This is a genomic window from Chryseobacterium sp. MFBS3-17 (genome assembly GCF_020687745.1).
GTDB lineage: Bacteria > Bacteroidota > Bacteroidia > Flavobacteriales > Weeksellaceae > Marnyiella.
The window spans coordinates 192,882-209,956 of sequence record NZ_JAJEWK010000012.1; the positions used below are offsets into that span (position 1 = coordinate 192,882).

At 43.3% G+C, this 17,075-nt stretch carries 17 protein-coding genes, 1 tRNA gene and 1 pseudogene; 13 read left to right on the forward strand and 6 right to left on the reverse strand.

The features are described from left to right. Positions 1 to 127: 127 nt before the first annotated feature. The 7 genes and pseudogenes from LKO26_RS11195 (at position 128) to dnaX (ending at position 9,244) form a co-directional block, all read left to right on the forward strand. Positions 128 to 6,013 carry an alpha-2-macroglobulin family protein gene (locus LKO26_RS11195; RefSeq protein ID WP_227587956.1) on the forward strand — a complete coding sequence of 1,962 codons (5,886 nt, stop codon included), beginning with the start codon at positions 128 to 130 and terminating at the stop codon, positions 6,011 to 6,013. Positions 6,014 to 6,078: 65 nt separating this feature from the next. After that, positions 6,079 to 6,645 (forward strand): hypothetical protein, encoded by a 567-nt coding sequence (locus LKO26_RS11200; protein ID WP_227587957.1) that lies wholly within the window; start codon positions 6,079 to 6,081, stop codon positions 6,643 to 6,645. Positions 6,646 to 6,739: 94 nt separating this feature from the next. Beyond that, positions 6,740 to 6,811, forward strand: a tRNA-Arg gene (locus LKO26_RS11205). 247 nt (positions 6,812 to 7,058) lie between these two features. Then, positions 7,059 to 7,250, forward strand: coding sequence for a helix-turn-helix transcriptional regulator (locus tag LKO26_RS11210; protein WP_227587958.1), 192 nt, complete (start codon positions 7,059 to 7,061; stop codon positions 7,248 to 7,250). Further along, positions 7,247 to 7,522 (forward strand): annotated as a pseudogene (locus LKO26_RS11215) (type I restriction-modification system subunit M N-terminal domain-containing protein); the annotation flags it as partial. The gene LKO26_RS11210 and the pseudogene LKO26_RS11215, both read left to right, overlap by 4 nt. Before the next feature lie 292 nt (positions 7,523 to 7,814). After that, entirely contained in the window at positions 7,815 to 8,051 is a 237-nt protein-coding gene (locus tag LKO26_RS11220) for a YdcH family protein (protein ID WP_227587959.1), read from the forward strand. A gap of 107 nt (positions 8,052 to 8,158) precedes the next feature. Then, positions 8,159 to 9,244 carry a DNA polymerase III subunit gamma/tau gene (gene dnaX, locus LKO26_RS11225; RefSeq protein WP_227587960.1) on the forward strand — a complete coding sequence of 362 codons (1,086 nt, stop codon included), beginning with the start codon at positions 8,159 to 8,161 and terminating at the stop codon, positions 9,242 to 9,244. Positions 9,245 to 9,327: 83 nt separating this feature from the next. On the opposite strand, the gene LKO26_RS11230 is transcribed toward dnaX, so the two are convergent. Next, complete coding sequence (locus LKO26_RS11230) at positions 9,328 to 9,519, reverse strand: hypothetical protein (protein WP_227587961.1); 192 nt, start codon at positions 9,517 to 9,519, stop codon at positions 9,328 to 9,330. A gap of 27 nt (positions 9,520 to 9,546) precedes the next feature. Between LKO26_RS11230 and LKO26_RS11235 the strand changes: the two genes are divergently transcribed. The 4 genes from LKO26_RS11235 to LKO26_RS11250 all read left to right on the forward strand — a co-directional run bounded on the left by LKO26_RS11235 (position 9,547) and on the right by LKO26_RS11250 (position 12,482). Further along, entirely contained in the window at positions 9,547 to 9,855 is a 309-nt protein-coding gene (locus tag LKO26_RS11235; RefSeq protein WP_227587962.1) for a hypothetical protein, read from the forward strand. A 15-nt stretch (positions 9,856 to 9,870) separates the two neighbouring features. Beyond that, entirely contained in the window at positions 9,871 to 10,950 is a 1,080-nt protein-coding gene (locus LKO26_RS11240) for a chorismate mutase (RefSeq protein WP_227587963.1), read from the forward strand. Between the two features lie 8 nt (positions 10,951 to 10,958). Then, a complete protein-coding gene (gene rsgA, locus LKO26_RS11245; protein WP_227587964.1) occupies positions 10,959 to 11,885 on the forward strand; it encodes a ribosome small subunit-dependent GTPase A in 927 nt (308 codons plus the stop codon). Between the two features lie 177 nt (positions 11,886 to 12,062). Then, complete coding sequence (locus LKO26_RS11250) at positions 12,063 to 12,482, forward strand: nucleoside-diphosphate kinase (protein ID WP_227587965.1); 420 nt, start codon at positions 12,063 to 12,065, stop codon at positions 12,480 to 12,482. Positions 12,483 to 12,493: 11 nt separating this feature from the next. Here LKO26_RS11250 and LKO26_RS11255 read toward each other — a convergent pair whose 3' ends face one another. Continuing rightward, complete coding sequence (locus tag LKO26_RS11255) at positions 12,494 to 12,886, reverse strand: hypothetical protein (protein ID WP_227587966.1); 393 nt, start codon at positions 12,884 to 12,886, stop codon at positions 12,494 to 12,496. 201 nt (positions 12,887 to 13,087) lie between these two features. Between LKO26_RS11255 and LKO26_RS11260 the strand changes: the two genes are divergently transcribed. Continuing rightward, on the forward strand, positions 13,088 to 13,297 hold the full coding sequence (locus tag LKO26_RS11260; protein ID WP_227587967.1) for a hypothetical protein: 210 nt from the start codon (positions 13,088 to 13,090) through the stop codon (positions 13,295 to 13,297). Between the two features lie 70 nt (positions 13,298 to 13,367). On the opposite strand, the gene rpe is transcribed toward LKO26_RS11260, so the two are convergent. Together rpe and LKO26_RS11270 are read right to left on the reverse strand one after the other, a co-directional pair. Continuing rightward, positions 13,368 to 14,018, reverse strand: coding sequence for a ribulose-phosphate 3-epimerase (gene rpe / locus LKO26_RS11265; RefSeq protein ID WP_227587968.1), 651 nt, complete (start codon positions 14,016 to 14,018; stop codon positions 13,368 to 13,370). A gap of 32 nt (positions 14,019 to 14,050) precedes the next feature. Continuing rightward, positions 14,051 to 15,127: a M42 family metallopeptidase gene (locus LKO26_RS11270; RefSeq protein WP_227587969.1), complete on the reverse strand. Its 1,077-nt coding sequence runs from the start codon at positions 15,125 to 15,127 to the stop codon at positions 14,051 to 14,053. A 51-nt stretch (positions 15,128 to 15,178) separates the two neighbouring features. Between LKO26_RS11270 and LKO26_RS11275 the strand changes: the two genes are divergently transcribed. Continuing rightward, positions 15,179 to 15,880, forward strand: coding sequence for a DUF4294 domain-containing protein (locus LKO26_RS11275; RefSeq protein WP_227587970.1), 702 nt, complete (start codon positions 15,179 to 15,181; stop codon positions 15,878 to 15,880). Here the strand turns inward: LKO26_RS11275 and LKO26_RS11280 are convergent, their stop codons facing one another. Beyond that, positions 15,881 to 16,300: an NUDIX domain-containing protein gene (locus LKO26_RS11280; protein WP_227587971.1), complete on the reverse strand. Its 420-nt coding sequence runs from the start codon at positions 16,298 to 16,300 to the stop codon at positions 15,881 to 15,883. It abuts the gene before it with no gap. A gap of 37 nt (positions 16,301 to 16,337) precedes the next feature. Continuing rightward, a complete protein-coding gene (gene mnmD / locus LKO26_RS11285; protein ID WP_227587972.1) occupies positions 16,338 to 17,024 on the reverse strand; it encodes a tRNA (5-methylaminomethyl-2-thiouridine)(34)-methyltransferase MnmD in 687 nt (228 codons plus the stop codon). Positions 17,025 to 17,075: the final 51 nt, after the last annotated feature.

The following is a 17,075-nucleotide window of genomic DNA, read 5'->3' on the forward strand; positions in this document are numbered from 1 at the left end:
CGGTGCAAATTTAAATGTAATTTTAAATTTAGAATCACAGATTCCGGGTAAAACGGTTTTTCCGGATTTTTTGGCACAGTTTTAACCGTTTATCCGGTGGACAATCCAAATCTTATAAAAAACAATTATGCATCATATTCATCAGAAATTTCTCACCTTACTCAGCCTCCTGAGTTTTTCTTTTTTCTTTGCTCAGAATTTCTCCTATGAAAACCAGTGGAAAAAAGTGGAAGACGGGCTGCGCGCCGGGAAGTTTAAAACAACTTTACCGCTCATATTAGAAATTCAGAACCATGCCATGAAAGAAGACAATGTATTGCAACTTATCCAGTCGCTGAAATCAGAATTCAGCATCACTAAAATGATCGATGATGATGAAGACAATGACAATTCATCCAGATTTTATACCAAAATTTCAGAATTTTCCGGTCAGTTGAAAGGGGAGTCCAGGTTGGTATTTGACGTGTTTCTGGGTCACTTTATCCATGATTATTACAAGACTGAACGCTGGGGAATTCTGCAGCGGACAAATATCAATAATCAGGATCTTGCCCAGATGGAAACCTGGAGCCGGCTGGATTTTAAGAATTACCTGAAAGGATATTATGAGAAACTAAGCGCCCGGGAAGCAGATCTGAAGAAGGTAAGCCTTTTGCCCTACAAAAGTTTATTTCAGAATGGGGCAGATTATCTCTTTTTCCCGACACTTCTGGAGTGGAATGCGGTAAATCATATCGAGTTTTTAAAAGATCAGGATCTTTTCACGCCCAATGAAAGAAAAGAAAATCACGCCTTCATTTCAGGACAATATGAGCGGCTGATTTTGGCTAATGCAGGAAATGCCAGGCTTTATTTTCAACATCAAAAACTGGAATATGATTGCGCTTATCATCATTGCAGTGACAAACTTCAAAAACTGGAAGCATTGTACAATAATACCACAGATGGTGATTATAAGCTGGTCATTGCTGCCGAAATTATGGATCAGCTCATTGCTTTAAAGAAAAACCCGGAAGCCTTGTCCCGGGCTGTGCAGGCCAAAAAACAATATCCGAAATCTCCATTTCTTAATCATATTATCAACCGCGAACAGGCCATTACCAAGCCGGTGCTGAATATCAGGTACCAAACCCATACGCAGGCAGATTTGCCTGTACATCTGGTGGCAGAGGCCAAAAATGCGACACAATTTACCCTCAATATATATGCAGTTAAGAATGATGTTCAGGGTTTCCTGAAGTATGTATCCAGTCCGAATGAGAAAAATGCATTCACTGCCGTAAAAAAATCGCTTCTGCGAAAAGAAACTTTTGAACTTCCTGAAAGTGCTGATTTCCTCAGTCATAAAACTTCTCTGGAGCTTCAGCCTTTGGCGGCCGGCATCTACCTGATGGAGTATGTGGTGGATGGTGCCGTTGTGAACCATTTTTATATGATTGCCACCCGAAGCAGAATCGTGTACTCCCGGAAGGATGAACGCAATACTCAGGACGACCTTCTGAAACTGGTGCACCGGCAAACCGGCAAGGCAATGGCAGGAAACAGCCTGCGGATTATTGAATATGCACGGGGCGATCTTTTCACCAGTTCGGCAGCAGTCACCAGTCAATCCGCATCATTTTCATTGCCCAAAACTAAAGAAAGTGCTTACTACCGCTATATCCTGGTTCATCAGCCTGATTCAGATGATTTTAATCTGATGCAATTGTATGGAAACCGGAATTATGGTGAGGAGCCCGTGCGTGAGCGCCGGCAGGCACAGGTTTTTCTGGACCGGGCGATATACAGACCGGGGCAAACGGTTTATTTTAAAGCCATTGTGACGGGTCTTGCCGGCCAAACCAAAAAAGAAAGTTTGCGGGTAGGGGATAAGGTGACGGTCAGATTGCATGATGCAAATGGTGAGGAACTGAGTGCCGAGCAATTGGTGACCAATGATTTCGGTTCTGTACATGGTAGTTTTACCCTGCCGCAAGGGAAACTGAACGGACAATTCCACATATCAGTAGGAACTGAATCCGGGGCAACCGGTCAACAGTATTTCCGTGTGGAAGAGTATAAACGTCCGAAGTTTGAAGTCAGTTTTGACCCTGTGCAAGGGGAGTACAAATATGGTCAAACCATTGCGGTGAATGGAAAAGCCATGATGTTTTCCGGAGTAGCGCTGAGTAATGCCACGGTACAATATGAAATTAAAAAACAGGACATCCGCTCGCGGTATTTCTGGTGGCTGCCGCCAGGAAATGACAATGTCAATTCCATTCTGGGTGAGGTGAAAACCAACGAAAAAGGAGAATTTACGATTGAGGTGAATCTGGAAAAAGATGAAAAACAGGAAGGAATACAAGTCGATAATTATCAGATCAATGCTTCAGTGACAGACATCAACGGCGAAACCCAGAGTGCCACAGAAAATGTGAAAGTCGCTTCAGTTTCCCATTATATTCAGGCAGATGAAGTAGGAGATGCCTTTGCCGATGAGCGGGTACGCATTAAAGTGCAGACTAAAAATTACAACGAACAGCCGGTGAATAAATCCTATCATGTGAAATTGACGAAGCTGACACCCGATGAGCGGATTTACCGTTCGGTATTCGAAGATGATATTCAGGATCTGCCAAAACTTTCCAAAGAGGAATTCATCCGGAAATTCCCGCATGATTACTTTAGTGAAGACGAGAAGAGAAAAGAGGTGCATACCATTGTGCTGAATGGCGTACAGCGCAGCGGCGCAATGCTGGAACTCGGCAAACTGCCGGCCGGCAAATATACCCTGGAAATTTACAATAAAGAAGGCACGGATACCATCCGTACCGAACAGACATTTGAACTGTTCAATAAAAAATCCCTGGCAGCGGGTCAGAAACCCTTCCTGAAAGTGTTGCTGCCAAAACCCGAGTATAAGCGGAGCGAAAAAGCGGAACTGTATGTCTATTCTGCAGTGCCGGATGGTATTGTAAATGTTTTTGTGCAAAACGGAAACGGCCAGACCCATACCGAACAGAAAAATCTGAAAAATGGAGTGCTGAAATATGAACTGGCATTGCCAAAAGACGAAAACATACACCAGATGAATGTACAGTTTCAGATGGTGGCATTTAATGATGTGGCTACCGAATCGGTGAACCTGAAAATTGTTTCAGATAAAAAACCTTTGCGTATAGAAACGGTGACGTTCCGCGATCGTCTGGAACCGGGACAAAAGGAAAAATGGACAGTAAAAATTCTGGGAGAAGACTTGGAGACAATCAATGCAGAAGTCCTTGCCAATATGTATGATAAGTCGCTGGATAAGTTTGCGGTGAATAGTTACCGCTGGGAAAAATTGTATCAGCCCAATTTCAGAATCAATGGGTATGCGGTATCAGACCGGTTGGCTAACGGATATTTTACCGGGAAAACCGGGTATGTAAGCCAGAAACAGATTCAATTCCCGAGGTTTGACTGGTTTAATGGTGTTTTTTTTGGGCAGGTGGGCAGATCTGGCAGATCCAATCCTGTGTATGCGCCACCCCGGGCACAAGCTACAGATACCGCAAATGTTAGCGAAATTGAAGAGGTAGTTGTACTGGGGTACTCAAGAACGGCAACTCAGGCGAAGGGAAATGCACAAGCAGAAAGTATCAATATGGTTATCCGTGGAAAATCCAGTTTGGACGATGATGCGACTATGCAGGAGGAAAATTTGGATCACATTCCGGTTCGCGAAAACCTCAACGAAACCGCATTTTTCTATCCAAATCTGCTTACCGATGAGGAAGGTCATGTCACCTTTGAATTTACGTCCCCGGAGGCGCTCACCGCCTGGAAACTTATGTTTCTGGCGCATACTAAGGATGCCCGGGCCGCGGTGCTGGAGAAAGAAGTCATCACCCGGAAAGAGTTTTCTGTAACGCCGAACTATCCCAGATTCCTGCGCGAAGGCGATGAACTGAATCTCCAGTCCAAACTATCGAGTCTCGTGAATGAAAAACTCAGTGGTACAGCACAACTGCAGATTCTGGATGCGTTTACCAACGATGATATTTCTGCCCGCTTCGGGTTGACTCATGCGCAGCAAACCTTTCAGTTGGAAGAAAATGGCAATGGTGTTGTAACATGGAAATTAAAAGCTCCAAAAGATGTTTCATCCATCATTATTAAAGTAGTGGCAAAAGCCGGAAACTTCGCTGACGGGGAGCAAAAAGCGGTCGCAGTTTTACCCAACAGAATGTTGGTAACGGACGCGGTTCCGGTTTTTGTAAAAGAAGGTCAAACCAAAACTTTTGTTCTGCAGAATCTGACAAAAAACACTTCCACCACCGTGAGTAATGTGGCCAATACACTGGAACTTACCACCAATCCGGTGTGGGAAATCATGTTTGCCTTGCCCGCACTGAAGAATGACATGAACAATTCTGCAGATGTGGTATTTAATAAATGGTTTGCAGATGTGCTGGCCGCAGAAATCTTCAAGTCCAATCCGAAACTGAAAACGGTGTTTGATGAGTACCAGCGCAAAGGGCTCCTTACGTCTGACCTCGAAAAAAATCAGGAGCTGAAACAATTGCTTCTGGAAGAAACTCCATGGGTGCTGAAGAGCAAGAATGAGCAGGATCAGATGCAGAAGCTCGCCCGTTTGTTTGATGTGAATACCATGCGCAATTCCATTAACACCGATTGGGATGAACTCCGCAAACTTCAGAATCCTGATGGTGGATTCTCCTGGTATTCCGGTTATCCGAGTTCTTACTATACTTCATTGTATATTTTAAAAAATTTAGGCAGAATCAATGAATGGCTGAAAGGAAATCTGAGTGAATACCAAAGCGGCAATCAGCAGCAACTGGTTTCAAAACTTATTCATTATGTAGATGGGGAAGTACATCAGTACTGGGATGTGAAGAAAGAAAATGTGTGGAATAATTACGTCTTGGATTATCTGGATACGCGCAGATACTGGGAAAAGGATTTCCCGCTGAAAGGCAAAGGCGAAGAGCTGAAAAAACACATAAAGTCTAATGCACGCAGTGCAAAACATGAAGAATATACTTTTTTCGGCCTTCACCGCGCGGCGCTGTTGTTTGATGCATACGGACTGAAAGATGTTTCCCAAAAACTGATAACCTACCTGAAGGAAACCGCCGTGGAGTCCGAAACGCAGGGCGTGTACTGGAAACAGAATCTGAATGACTGGGGCTGGTACACTTCTAAAACCGTGAATCATGCCGGCGCACTGGAAGCATTCAATAAACTTGTACCGGGTGATCTTCGCTTTATAGAAGAGATGAAAATCTGGCTCGTTACCCAGAAAGAAGTCAATTCTTGGGGCAGCTCACGTGGTACCGCCGAAGTTATTTTTACCCTGCTCAATTCCGGTAAAGCGTGGACAGGTGCAGAAGCAGACCGGGCCACCGTCATCTGGGGCGGCAAGCCGCTTATAGAACCCGATACTTCGGCTACGGGATATATCAAATCTGCAATGACAAACGATGAGGTAAATCCGTCGCTCGGAACGGTTACGGTTACTAAGCCGGGTCCCGGCGTGGTGCAGGGCGGTTTGTTCTGGCAATATTATGAAGATTTGGATAAAATAAAATCCTCCGAATCCTATATTTCCATTACTAAGGAACTGTATAAAAAGGTGAAAACCGTAAACGGCGAGGAACTGATGAAAATTTCACCGGAAACTCCGCTGAAGGTAGGGGACCGGGTTACGGTGCGCATGATGCTGAATACCGACCGCAATATGGAATTTATTCATCTCAAGGATATGCGTGCCGCAGGCTTTGAGCCGCTGAATGTGCTTTCCGGTTACCAGTGGAAAAACGGACTGGGTTATTATCAGTCTACCAAGGACGCATCAACCAATTTCTATATCCAGTATATGCCGAAAGGGAAATACGTCTTTGAGTATGATTATATCTGTAATGCCTCCGGAACCTTCAGCAACGGAATTACCACGTTGCAGAATTACTATGCACCGCAGATGAACGCACATACCACAGGAAGCCGCGTAGAAATTTCTGAATAAATAAGAAAACCCTTCCGGATCATGATGCGGAAGGGTTATTTCTAATCAAATTTAAAGAAAATTCCATGAAATATTTTGTATTGTTTTTAATGACGGCCATGGCGGGCTCGCTAAGTGCCCAGGTTGCAGAAAGTGAAAAATTCTGGCAGAATCTCCGGCAACACTGCGGAAAATCCTACGAAGGAAAAATTACGGCCGGAGCCAAAGAAGGTGACGGTTTTACCGGTGAAAAGCTGGTAATGCACGTGCTTTCCTGCGAACCGGGACGGATCAGAATTCCGTTTTATGTAGGTGCAGACCGTTCACGCACCTGGGTTTTAACCAAAAATGAAGACCAGATCATCACCCTGAAGCATGATCACCGGCACCGGGACGGCTCGGAAGAGGAGGTGACGCAGTACGGTGGGCAAAGTGCCAATCAGGGATTTGCGCACCTGCAGATGTTTCCGGCAGACCGCCAAACAGCCAGCAGTATTCCTTATGCCAGTACCAATGTGTGGTGGATGACCCTCACGGACAGTACCTTCAGTTATAATCTGCACCGCATTGGCAGTGACCTGCTTTTCACGGTAGAATTTGATCTTACCAAACCCGTGCAATCCTCAGCAAGACCGTGGGGATGGCAGGACTGAGTAGCGCGGTGAATTTGCATCAGGTATTTTCTGAAGCAATTGTAGAATTCCGTGCGTAATTCAGAAATAATAACTATTTTTGCCGCCACAAACCGGGCCCATAGTTTAATGGATAGAATTAAAGATTCCGGTTCTTTAGGTTGAGGTTCGATTCCTCATGGGCCTACTACAGGATAAATGAAATGTGTTTTCGTTTATCCTGTTCTTTTTTGGAGTAATCGTTATTTATCTGAAATATCTGGTTTGCGATTACATTAATTCGGGCGGACCGATCAACGAAGCTGTTTAAGGAAATAGTGCTGAAAAGTTAAATTCGCACCTTAAAACAGTGCTTTATTACACCGAAATACAGTATATTGCATATTTTATAAATTTTATTTCAAAACAAACAAGCTACTCATAATGAGTTACATATGAATAGGATTAAAGAGGTGTTAGAACAAAAAGGCATTAAACAAACGGGGCTTACAGAGCAACTTGGCAAAAGCTCTAACATTGTTAATGGAAATGCCCGGAACAGGCAGCAACCTGGACTTGAAGTGCTTTTTGAAATTGCCAAAATACTAGGCGTTAAACCACAAGAATTACTAAAAGATAACAAATGACAAGCATCGCACAACGACAAGAATTACAAACCAAAATATGGAAAATAGCCAACGATGTTCGTGGCTCTGTGGATGGATGGGACTTTAAACAGTTTGTTTTAGGTGCGCTATTCTATCGCTTCATTAGTGAAAACTTCACCAATTACATCGAAGGTGGTGATGATAGTATTGATTATGCAAAATTATCTGATGATGTAATATCTCCCGAAATAAAAGACGATGCCATAAAAACAAAAGGTTACTTCATTTATCCAAGCCAACTTTTTGTGAATTGAAGATTTTCTGATAATGAATCTCCAGAAAAAAGCAATTTGCAGCGATGATTTCCTGGAAGGCAAAAACGAGTTGTTGAATGAGAATGTTCCCGGTCGGGAAATGGCGGGCACCTTTCGGTGTTTTATGACAGACCCTATCCAGCAATCCGAACTAGAATAATCTTCATTTCGATTTTTGATCTGCAAAAGAGAGATGACAATTTTCATGTGATCTGCAATGGTAAAAAATAGTATCTTTATGATGAGAAATTAAAACGGTTTCTCAGTTTCATCCATTAAATTTCATGCTATGGAAAGCCACATCCTTACCAATGAATTCCCGGAGTATGCAGAAAAAATCAAGCAACTGAAGGCTGCGCATCCGGAGTTTCTTCGTCTTTACGTGAATTATGAAGAAGTAAATGCGCTCATTCAGCATTACGAAGAAGACGGAATCAACCACACCACAGATGAACACCTTACTGAACTGAGGAAGAAAAGGGTGCGCCTGAAAGACGATTTGTATGCCATTCTGCATGCAGAGTAAGCACAGGTACCGGTACAAAATTTTCAGAGCAGCTTGCAGAAGGCTGCTTTTTCTATTTTTGAACGGGAGATTTTGGTTTTGAGTTTTTTTTCGTGTATTTTTGGCAAATGGAAAACTTCATAGTTTCAGCCCGTAAATACCGCCCGCAGGAGTTTGATACTGTTGTGGGGCAGTCCCATATTACCGATACGCTGGATCATGCTATAGAAGAAAACCAGCTCGCACAGGCGCTTCTGTTTTGCGGGCCACGCGGAGTAGGGAAAACCACCTGTGCCAGAATTCTGGCCAGAAAAATCAATGAGAAGGACGGTGCCACTTCAGAGGATGGATTTGCTTATAATATTCATGAACTGGATGCCGCATCCAATAACTCGGTAGATGATATCCGCGCGCTTATTGATCAGGTGCGTTTTGCCCCGCAAACCGGAAAATACAAGGTGTACATCATAGATGAGGTGCACATGCTTTCCTCGGCGGCCTTTAATGCTTTCCTGAAAACGCTGGAAGAACCACCCGCTCATGCCATTTTTATTCTGGCGACCACAGAAAAGCATAAAATCATTCCTACCATTCTTTCCCGGTGTCAGATTTATGATTTCAAAAGAATTACCATTGAGGATATCCAGCAACATCTGATGAAAATTGCGGATGCCGAAGGAATTCAGTATGAAGATGACGCCTTATATCTCGTCGCACAGAAAGCCGACGGAGCATTGCGCGACGCCCTTTCTATTTTTGACAGGCTTTCCACATTTTCCCAGAAAAATATTACGCTGGAGAAAGCTGCAGAGGTACTGAATATTCTGGATTATGATCAGTATCTGAATATTGTGGATCTCGCTTTGGATAATAATATTCCTGAAGTGCTGACCACTTTTGATGCCATTGTGAAAAAAGGATTTGATCCCCATCAGTTCATTGGCGGACTGGGAAGTCATTTCCGGGATCTGATGATGGCCCAGAATCCTTCTACCCTGAATCTGATTGAGGTAGGGGAGAAAACCAGAGTAAAATTCGGGGAACAAAGCAAAAAATGGACGCCCCAGAATTTGATTGCTGCAATTGAGATCTGCAATCATGCGGACATCAACTATAAAAATTCCAAAAATCCAAGACTCACCGTAGAAATTGCACTGATGCAACTGGCAAGTCTGTCTGCCGCAGGTACTTCAGAAAAAAAAAAAAATATCTGATTCTGCCGCCACTCTTCAGTAGTCAGGCAAAAAAGCCTCAGTCCACCGAAACTGCTGAGCCCGGGGCTGAGAAACCGGCTGTATCAGAATCCTCTGAAAAGGAAATTATTGTCATTCAAAAAGCTACAGTACCACTGAGGAATGCGGTAGCAGAACCGGTATCCGGCTTCAGTATTCAGAAAAAACTCCAGAAACAGGAGGAAGAAGAGCAGGTTTCCGGTGCGCCACAGGAAGAAAATCTGCCCGCCAATCATTTCAGCGAAACGGATCTTCAAAACGAGTGGAAAGAATTTCTGAAAAAAATGCAGACCAGAGATGTGGTTGTTTTTAATGCGATTCATGGCTTTACCATGCATAAAGAGGATGAAAATACCATCAGAGTAACCTATCCGTCTTCTACTGCAAAAGCAGAATTCGACAAAGTATCGCATGATTTTTTTAGTCATTTCAAACACAAGGTGCACCACTACCGGATTCAGGTTCAGTACCACATGGATGCTGTGAAACTGAAGAAAGAAATTGTGACCAAACGCAGCATTTTTGAGCAGTTTGCCAAAATAAATCCCGTGCTGAAACAGCTGGACGAGAAGTTTAAACTGGATTTTAATTAATACGAATCATTCCTGATGGATTTAAAAAATATACAAAACGAGTGGTTTTCACAATTTGCGCAACCTTTGATTATTGCCGGCCCCTGCAGTGCCGAATCTGAAAGCCAGATGCTGGAAACTGCCGAACGCATCCGGAAATCTGAGGCCCGCGTATCTGTATTCCGGGCCGGAATCTGGAAACCGAGAACCAAACCCAATGGTTTTGAAGGTGTAGGAGTCATCGGGCTGTCCTGGCTGAAGAAGGTGAAAGAAGATTTTGGCTTTCAAACCGCAACGGAAGTGGCGAATATGCATCATGTACAGGCCGCAATTGATGCAGATGTGGATGTGTTGTGGATTGGCGCGCGCACTACCGTGAATCCTTTCGCTGTGCAGGAAATTGCCAATGCGCTGAGCGGAACCCGAAAGCCGGTGCTGGTGAAAAACCCGGTTAATCCCGATCTTGCCTTATGGATTGGAGCATTGGAAAGACTTGCTAATGCCGGTATAACCAATCTGGCCGCCATACACCGTGGGTTTTCTACCTACCGGAAAACCAATTACCGCAATGTTCCCAACTGGCAGATTGCACTGGATTTTAAAAATCAATATCCGGATATTCCACTCATTGTGGATCCGTCACATATCTGCGGCAACAGAACCGGTCTGGAAGCGGTGGCACAGGAGGCACTGAATGTGGGTTATGAAGGCGTCATGATTGAAACGCACTGTAATCCGGATGCCGCCTGGAGTGATGCCTCACAGCAGATTACGCCCGAAGTACTGGCAGAGCTGCTCCGGAATTTACAGGTCAGAAACAATGATGCGCCGGTTTTTGATGAAGAGCTGGAGCGTTACCGGACGCTGATTTCAGAGCTGGATTATCAGCTGATCGATCTGCTTTCCCAGCGGATGAATGTCTCCGCACAAATCGGAAAACTGAAAACCGATCACAATGTTACCATTTTTCAACCGGAAAGATGGAAGATTATTACCGAATATGCGGTGCGCAAAGCCGAAGAAACCGGCATGTCTGCAGATTTCATAGAGCGCATATTCAAAACCATACATGAACAATCTGTAGATGTGCAGAACAATATTATGCGAACCAGATAAGCAGAAGTATGAAGGGACTCATCATTAAATCTACCGGCAGCTGGTATCAGGTTCGTGAGCAGGATACCGGAAAAATATATGAGGCTCGGATCCGCGGCAAGTTTAAACTCATTAAAACAAGACTTACCAATCCTTTGGCAGTCGGGGATTTTGTGGAATTTGAACTGGAGCCGGACGGCGTAGCCTGGATTACCCGGATTGAACCCCGCAGAAATTACCTAATCCGAAAATCAGTAAACCTTTCCAAAGAAGCACATATTATTGCGTCTAATGTAGATATTGCCTGCTTCATTTTTACCCTGAAATTTCCCGAAACGTCGCTCGGTTTTCTGGATCGTTTCCTGGCTTGTTGCGAAGCGTATAATATAGAGCCCCTGATTCTGATGTCCAAAATGGATACCCTGAATGAGCAAGATAAGACGGTAGTGGAAGCTATTGAAACCATCTACCGTGAAATTGGTTACCAGACCTTACAGATTTCGGCTTATTCCACACTGAATCTGGATGAGCTGAAGAAAAAACTGAAAGACAAAGTGGCGGTGTTTTTCGGGCACTCCGGTGCGGGAAAATCTACACTGGTCAATGTTTTGCAGCCCGGCCTGAATTTGAAAACTACAGAAATTTCTGAAACCCACCTGAAGGGTAAACATACCACCACTTTTGCACAGATGCATTTCTGGAATTTTGGAGGCAGCGTTATAGACACGCCCGGTGTACGTGAATTTGCCATGATAGATGTGCGAAAAGAAGAAATACAGCATTATTTTCCGGAGATTTTCAGAACCAGTCACGATTGCAGATTTCACAACTGTCTCCATATCAACGAGCCCAAATGTGCGGTACTGCAAGGTCTGGAGCATGGCGCTATAGAAGAGTCCCGCTACATCACGTACCTGAAACTCATGGAAGAAGCAGAAGAGAATGCTGCCAAATAAAAAACCCAGCCGAAGCTGGGTAAAAACTAATAACCATGAAAACTCAAATTAAACATGAGAATCGAAACAGATGTTGCAACAAGCGTGCCAAAAATAATTCGAAACTCATTTTGTTTAAGCCTTCAGTGCAAATATATAAAAGTTTTCGTAAATTTGCCTTTCAAATAAAAAAGATATATGTCAGGAAAAATCACTTTTACCATGATCAAACCGGATGCTGTAGCAGACGGCCACATTGGTGCTATCCTTAACAAAATTACTGAGGGTGGGTTCAGAATTAAAGCCATGAAACTTACCCAGCTTACTGTGGCTGATGCCAAAGCGTTCTATGCGGTACACAGCGAAAGACCGTTCTACGGTGAACTGGTAGACTTTATGTCTTCCGGTCCTATTGTAGCAGCAGTTTTGGAAAAAGATAATGCTGTGGAAGACTTCAGAACACTGATTGGAGCTACCAATCCTGCCGACGCTGCAGAAGGTACCATCAGAAAAATGTTTGCAAGAAGCGTAGGAGAAAATGCAGTTCATGGTTCAGACTCTGATGAGAATGCACTGATTGAAGCGCAGTTTCACTTTTCAGGAAGAGAGATTTTCTAAAAGACCTTTTTTCAGAATAAGTCAGGTCCGGAGTTTTCCGGACTTTTTTTATGCCGGTCACTCACCGCATCTGTAATATCCGGACTGGCATCTTTCTGCGCAATGAAGGTGGTGGCACCTGTTTTTCTTGAAATTTTTACGGCCCAGATTATTCCGCCGGCCAAACCTGCGAGTGTGCACGTTGCAAAGAGGATGGATCCGGTACGGTCCCCGTCAAAATAATTATACAAAGCAAATCCACAGATGATGCCTATGAGCAGCGGCGAAAGCACAATTTTGAAGAAAGAAATGTATTCTATGAATTTAGCAAACATACGGGTCTTTATTAAATATACGATATCTGTTCCGATAAAGTTACAGATTTCAAAACCTCCGGATACGGAAGGTATTGTGCTTCTGTACATTGTCTTGCAAAAAACAAGTAAATAATTCACATGAGCGCATCAGTTTTTTTGATAAAACAGTGTTTTTCCCTTTCTTGGTTTTGTGAACTTTTTTTACTTTGTAGTACTAATAACCATAAAAACCAATTATTATGAAAACTTTAAATTTTGCGATTTTTTCGCAAAAAGCCTCACAAATCTATAAGTCCGCTGGAATTGCAAATGGATAAAGAGTATATGATTACCATGAATTCCAATGACTGGTATATGCGGGAGAAGAGTTCGGGTACGATTTCTTACCCCATCCATGCCGGAAATATTGTGATTCATAATTATGGTTATGCCTCAGGAACATTACAGGTTTTCCCACAGTATTGGCCTCAGGATTACTATGCAGGCGATTTAAGTTTTGATTTTCAACAAATTCCCTGACCTTAGATTTCTTTAAAGAAGAAAGGCAGATTCACGGGTGAATCTGCCTTTTATTGATTGTGGTTCTGCATTAAATCTTCAGTAATTCAATAGTCTTAGCAGGGTTTTCTGTTGAGAAAACAGCGTTTCCGGCCACCAAAACATCGGCGCCGGCATCAAAGAGTTTTGCTGCGTTGTCCAGATTCACACCGCCGTCTACCTCTATCAGCGCAGTAGAATTATTGGAGAGGATCATGTCCTTGGTTTCCGCAATTTTCTTGTAGGTGTTTTCAATGAATTTCTGTCCGCCGAAACCGGGGTTTACGCTCATCAGCAGTACCAGATCCACATCGGCAATGATGTCTTCCAGCATCAGTACCGGTGTAGACGGATTGAGTACAACGCCCGCTTTGGCACCCAGATCCTGAATCAGCTTGATGGTTCTGTGCAGATGTGTGCAGGCTTCATAATGCACCGATACCAAATCTGCTCCATGCTGTATAAATTCTTCCACATATTTTTCTGGTTCCACAATCATCAGGTGAACATCCACAAACTTCTGCGCATGTTGCTGAATGGTTTTCATAACCGGAAATCCAAAGGAAATATTGGGGACAAACCGCCCGTCCATTACATCCACATGCAGCCAGTCTGCCTGGGAATTATTGAGCATTTCTATGTCACGCTGCAGGTTCCCGAAGTCTGCGGAAAGTAGGGAAGGAGCAATTAATTTGGTTTTCATTTTCAAAAAATTAGATTGAGCGTTATTCCGGATTAATGGTATTTGAGGTTCATATCCGGGGTGATTTTCAGAAGCGTTTCGTAAATCAGCTGAATGACATGGGTTACATCTTCTTTTGCTACCATTTCTACGGTAGTATGCATATAGCGGAGTGGCAAAGAGATTAACGCAGAAGGTACCCCTCCGTTGGAATGCGCGAATACATCGGTATCGGTTCCTGTAGACCGGCTGGCGGCTGCTCTCTGATAGGGGATTTTTTTCTTTTTGGCAGTTTCTATAATCAGTTCACGCAGGTTATGGTGTACACTGGGTGCATAAAATACCACCGGGCCTTTGCCGCATTTCTGGTCGCCTTCTTTTTTCTTTTCAATCATGGGCGTGCTGGTATCATGCGTCACATCTGTCACAATGGCAATGTGGGGTTTGATGGTATCTGCAATCATGTCGGCACCATAGAGTCCCACTTCTTCCTGCACCGAATTGGTAATGTAAAGTCCGAAGGGTAGTTTTTTCTTGTTTTCCTTCAGAAGACGTGCAACTTCCGCAATCATGAATCCACCCATGCGGTTATCCAGCGCGCGGCATACGAAATAGCGGTCATTCAGTTCAAAGAATTCATCGGGATAGGTGATCATGCAGCCTACTTCAACGCCCAGATCCAGTACCTCCTGCTTGGAGGTGGCCCCGCAGTCTATGAAAATATTCTCAATTTTGGGCACCGGTTCGTTAGAGTTGGCCCCTCTGGTGTGGATGGCAGGCCACCCGAAGAGTCCCTTAACAATTCCTTTTTCACCGTGAATATATACCACCTTGGACGGTGCAATCATCTGATCTGAGCCGCCGTTGCGGATAACGTAAATCAAACCGTCGTCGGTAATGTAGTTCACATACCACGAAATTTCGTCTGCATGGGCCTCAATGACCACTCTGAAGTCTGCCTCGGGATTGATGATGCCATAGCAGGTCCCGTAATGGTCAAACTCCACTTTGTCTACAAAAGGCTTTATATAATCCATCCATACCTGCTGTCCCCGATGTTCGTAACCTGTAGGTGAGGCGGTATTCAGGTATTTTTCCAGAAAGTTGATTGATTTTTTGTTAAATTTCATAGAAAGGAATGATTTTTGGTGTTGCTTAAGGATTTTGGAATTGCAAAATTAATGAAAATTTTTAGAAACTTTTTTCTTTTATTTGTTTTGTACAGTGGGATGGCTGCTGCGCAGGATACCATAATAGCCAAACCTCTGAGTGCTTATGACGAAGATCAGCTGAAGACCGATGAGTTTGGCCAGAAATATTATTATGATGAAAGGCAAAAAGCAAAAATTTATGACATCAATGGTGAGACCGTTGTGGTCATGGATGAATTACTCCTTCGTAAGAACCCGCGTTTCAATAATCAACTGGACCGCAATTACTACTACTTTCTGAATAAAAAATTAAACAGGGTGTATCCGCTGTTTCTCACGGCACTGGAGCAGTATCGTGATGTACAGAGTGAACTGAACTCTATGAGTAAAGCGGACCAGAAGAAGTTCATGAAAGTACGGCAGAATGAGTTGGCTTCCCAGTACGAGGCTCAGTTGAGAGATCTTACGGTGAGCGAGGGGCGTGTTTTTGCAAAATTAATGAGCCGTGCCACCGGCAAAACCGTGTTTGAAATCATTAAAGAATTACGAGGTGGCTGGAGTGCATTCTGGTGGAATGTAAAAGGAAATATAGCAGATGTGGATCTGAAAGATCCGTATGATCCGTACAGAAACCGTACAGATCTTTTTGTTGAGTCATTGCTGCAGAGCAACTGGAATTACGGGTACCTTCAGCCGTATCCCGGGGCTTCCACCTATACCGTGAAAAAATAATCAGTTCCGGAATCGTTCTTTTAGTTTTTCAAACGCAATTTGATCTACCGGGAGCGGAAAATTATTCTCCTGTGTGTCTATAGAAATCCATTCGGTTTTTTCTATGCAGGGATCCAGGATGATGAAATCTGTTTCGTCTATAATTTCTACAATATAATAAATGGCAAGCAGTTGCTCATTGCTTCGGAACCGTGACTGCTGAAAGTTTTCCTGAGTATATAAGTGATCTACAATCCGGATTTTGGCATTCAGTTCTTCTTCAAATTCGCGGTGCAGACAGTCCAGAATCCCTTCTCCGAATTCCAGTCCGCCTCCGGGCAGTTTCATCAGTAATTCGCCGGCATATTCTTCGTGAAGCACCAAAACTTTACGGTCTTTTACCGCACAGGCATAAATCCTGATGTTTGTTTTATCTATCATTATTTGTAAAGATTAAGAATTTAAAAATACACATTTTTTAATAATCATCTTTCATCTTCCAGGCATTAATCATTTCGCGTTTTCCGGGTGGGCCTTGCTTTTTCTGAACTTCAAAATTCAGTTTTTGAAGGATGCGGCGCACGCTGCCCTTAGATGCATATGTGGTCAGTAATCCGCCTGCTGCTGTTTTCTGAGCTACCATACTGAACAGTCTTTCTTCCCATAAATCGGGCTGTACTCTGGCTCCGAAACAATCAAAGTACACCAGATTGACCGGCGGCAGTTCCATGTCCTCCAGATCAAAAAAATCACATTGCAGTTTGGTGAGGTGAAATCCGGGAGTGATTTCAACCGGTTTTTCCCATTCGGCCGCATGGATTTTTTCAAATAAACCTTTCATTTTCTGGTCGGGAAATAAAGAATCGTATCCCAATTCTGAAATTTCTGCTGCCGAAACGGGATATTTTTCCAACGTATAATAATGGACTACATGATTATTATCAGTTTTTAAAAATTCATCTAATGTTACGAAAACATTAAGACCTGTTCCGAATCCGAGTTCCAGAATATTAATTTCGTAATCGTTTATCAATATAAATCCATTGTTGATAAATACATGTCTGGCTTCCTGCAGGGCACCGTGCTGCGAGTGGTAACTTTCGTTCAATTCACTGATGTACAGGGTTTTACTGCCATCTCCGGTTGTTTTTATTTCTCTTTTCATATGAATTTCCCCCAAAATTAAACTAAAACTTGTATATTTAGAGAATAAATT